2 protein-coding genes are annotated in these 3,116 nt (G+C 75.1%); both read left to right on the top strand.

The annotated features are described in order from the left end of the window. Positions 1–1,080: TIGR00366 family protein (locus K6U79_11415; GenBank protein ID MCL6522961.1), on the top strand; the 1,080-nt coding region annotated here is incomplete at its 5' end. 62 nt (positions 1,081–1,142) lie between these two features. Next, positions 1,143–3,074, top strand: a complete 1,932-nt coding sequence (locus tag K6U79_11410; GenBank protein MCL6522960.1) for an AMP-binding protein — start codon at positions 1,143–1,145, stop codon at positions 3,072–3,074. Positions 3,075–3,116: the final 42 nt, after the last annotated feature.

Raw genomic sequence — 3,116 nt, 5'->3', positions numbered from 1 at the left:
GCCTTCGTCGCCTTCTTCGCCGCCTTCACCTCGCTGATCAGCTGGGGCTTCAGCCTCATTTTCTCGGGGCTGCTGGTGCGCGAGCTGGCGCAGCGGGTGCGGGGCCTCAACTACCGGGCCGCCGGCGCGGCCGCCTACCTGGGTCTGGGCAGCATCTGGGCGCTGGGGCTCTCCAGCTCGGCCGCGCTGATGATGGCCACCCCGGGCTCCATCCCGCCGGCGCTGCTCAAGATCAGCGGCGTCATCCCGCTGGGCCAGACCATCTTCACCTGGCAGAGCCTGGCCACGGCCGCCATCCTCCTGTTCCTCTCGGTGCTGGTCGCCTGGCTCTCGGCGCCGGCCGCCAGCGCCAGGACGGCGGAGGCCTACGGCGTGCCGGCGGGGCTGCCCGAGACGCGCCTGGAGCCGCGCCGGACGCCGGGCGAGTGGCCGGAGTACAGCCCGCTGCTGACGGTGCTGGTGGCGCTCCTGGGCCTGGCCTACTTGGGCCAGGTGCTGGCGGCCAAGGGCCCCCTGGCCGCCCTCGACCTGAACACCTACAACCTGCTCTTCCTCATGGTGGGCATGCTGCTCCACTGGCGGCCGCGGGCCTTCGTGCGCGCGGTGGCGGAGGCGGTGCCGGCGACCGCCGGCGTCCTCATCCAGTTCCCCTTCTACGCCGGCATCTTCGGCATGATCACGCTCTCGCCCATCGCGGGCGACCTGGCGCGCTTCTTCGTCCACGTCTCGAGCCGCGGCAGCTATCCGGTCCTGGTCTCGCTCTACTCGGCGATCCTGGGCCTCTTCGTCCCGTCGGGCGGCTCCAAGTGGGTCATCGAGGCGCCCTACGTGCTCCAGGCGGCGCGCGACCTGCACGTCCACCTGGGCTGGGTGGTCCAGATCTACAACGCCGCCGAGGCGCTGCCCAACCTGGTCAATCCCTTCTGGATGCTGCCGCTGCTGGGCCTGCTCAACGTGCGCGCGCGCGAGCTGGTGGGCTACTCGGTGCTGCAGCTCCTGGTCCACCTGCCGGTGGTGCTCTTTCTGATGTGGCTCTTCGCGCGGACGCTGCCCTACGTGCCGCCGCTCCCGGCCGGGTAGCGGCGGCGGTGCCCGGGGGCGGGCGGGAGGTGGGAGATGTGGCAGGGCCGGCGAGCGGCGGGATCGCCTGGCGTCCGGCGCCCGAGGAAGCGGAGCGGACCTTTCTCCGCCGCTTCCTCCGGCGCCACGGCCTCGGGGAGCTGGAGGCGCTGCTGCGCCGTGCGGCCGAGGAGCCGGAGTGGTTCTGGGCGGCCGTGGAGCGGGAGCTGGGGGTGGTCTGGCGGCGGCCGTACGAGCGCGTCCTCGACCTCTCGCGCGGGCCGGCCTGGCCAGAGTGGTTCGTGGGCGGGCGGCTCAACGTGGCCGACAGCTGCCTCGACCGCTGGGCGGAGGCGTCGCCGGAGCGGACGGCGATCCTCTGGGAAGGCGACGACGGCGCCACGCGCAGCCTCACCTTCGCCCGGCTGCGCGAGGAGTGCGACCGCCTGGCGCGCGGGCTCGGCCGCCTGGGCATTGGCCGCGGCGACCGCGTCGGCGTCTACCTGCCCATGCTTCCCGAGACGGCCGTCACCCTCCTGGCGCTGGCCAAGCTGGGGGCCGTCTTCGTCCCCGCCTTCTCCGGCTTCGCCGGGCCGGCGGTGGCTGCGCGCCTGCGCGACGCCGGCGCGCGTCTGCTCCTGACGGCCGACGGCTTCCTGCGGCGCGGCCGGCCCGTGGACATGAAGCGCGAGGCGGACGCCGCGGTGGCGGAGGCGCCGTCCGTGGAGCGGGTGGTGGTCGTCCGCCGCCTGGGCGGCGAGGTGCCCTGGCAGCCGGGGCGCGACCTGGCCTGGGAGGAGGTGCTGGCCCTGGGCGGGGAGGGCGGCCGACCGCTCCGGGGCGAGGAGCTGGAGGCCTCGGCGCTGCTCATGATCCTCTACACGTCCGGCACCACCGGCCGTCCCAAGGGCGTCCTCCACGTCCACGCCGGCTTCCCGCTCAAGGCGGCCGCCGACCTGGCGCTGGCCTTCGACCTCCAGCCCGGCGAGCGCCTGGGCTGGGTGACCGACATGGGCTGGATGATGGGGCCCTGGGAGGTGTACGGGGGGCTGATGCGCGGGGCGGCCGTCTTTCTGTACGAGGGCGTCCCCGACCACCCCGCCCCGGACCGGCTCTGGCGCCTCGTGGAGCGCCACCGGCTCACCCACCTGGGCCTCTCGCCGACGGCGGTGCGGGCGCTGATGGCCGCCGGCGACGGCTGGGCGCGCGGGCACGACCTCTCCAGCCTGCGCGCCTTCGGCTCCACCGGCGAGCCGTGGAACCCGGAGCCTTGGCGCTGGCTCTTCGAGGTGGTGGGAGGCGGGCGGCTGCCCATCCTCAACTACTCGGGAGGCACCGAGATCTCCGGGGGGATCCTGGGCTGCTTCCTGGCCGAGCCGGTCAAGCCCTGCGCCTTCCGCGGCCCCCTCCCCGGCGTGGTGGCCGACGTGGTGGACGAGCAAGGGCGCCCGCTGCGCGGCGAGCCGGGCGAGCTGGTCCTGCGCGCGCCCTGGGTGGGTCAGGCGCGCGGCTTCTGGGGCGACCCGGAGCGCTACCTGGAGACCTACTGGTCGCGCTGGCCCGGGCTCTGGGCGCACGGCGACCTGGCGGTGATCGAGGCGGACGGCAGCTGGAGCATCCAGGGCCGTTCGGACGACACCCTCAAGGTGGGCGGCAAGCGCGTCGGCCCGGCCGAGATCGAGTCGGCGCTGGTGGACCACCCCGCGGTGGCCGAGGCGGTGGCCGTGGGCGTGCCGCACCCGGTCAAGGGCGAGGTGCCCGCCTGCTACGTCGTCCTCCGCGCGGGCTACCGGGCCGGGCCGGAGCTGGCGGAGGAGCTGAAGGAGTGGGTCGCTTCGCGGCTGGGCCGCCCGCTCCGCCCCGAGGAAGTCCGCTTCACCCGCGAGATCCCGCGCACCCGCAACGGCAAGCTCCTCCGTCGCCTGGTGCGGCGCCTCCGCCTGGGGCAGGAGCTGGGCGACACCAGCGCGCTGGAGAACCCGGCGGCCGTGGAGGCCATCCGCCAGGCCGAATGACGGGCAGGGGGCGGCGGGGCCGGTCCCGGGCGGGCCGGCCCC

The organism is Bacillota bacterium, assembly GCA_023511835.1.
Lineage (GTDB): Bacteria > Bacillota > Sulfobacillia > JAIMAT01 > JAIMAT01 > JAIMAT01.
The sequence above is the reverse complement of the archived record's forward strand: the minus strand, read 5'-3'. Positions and strand labels throughout refer to the sequence as shown.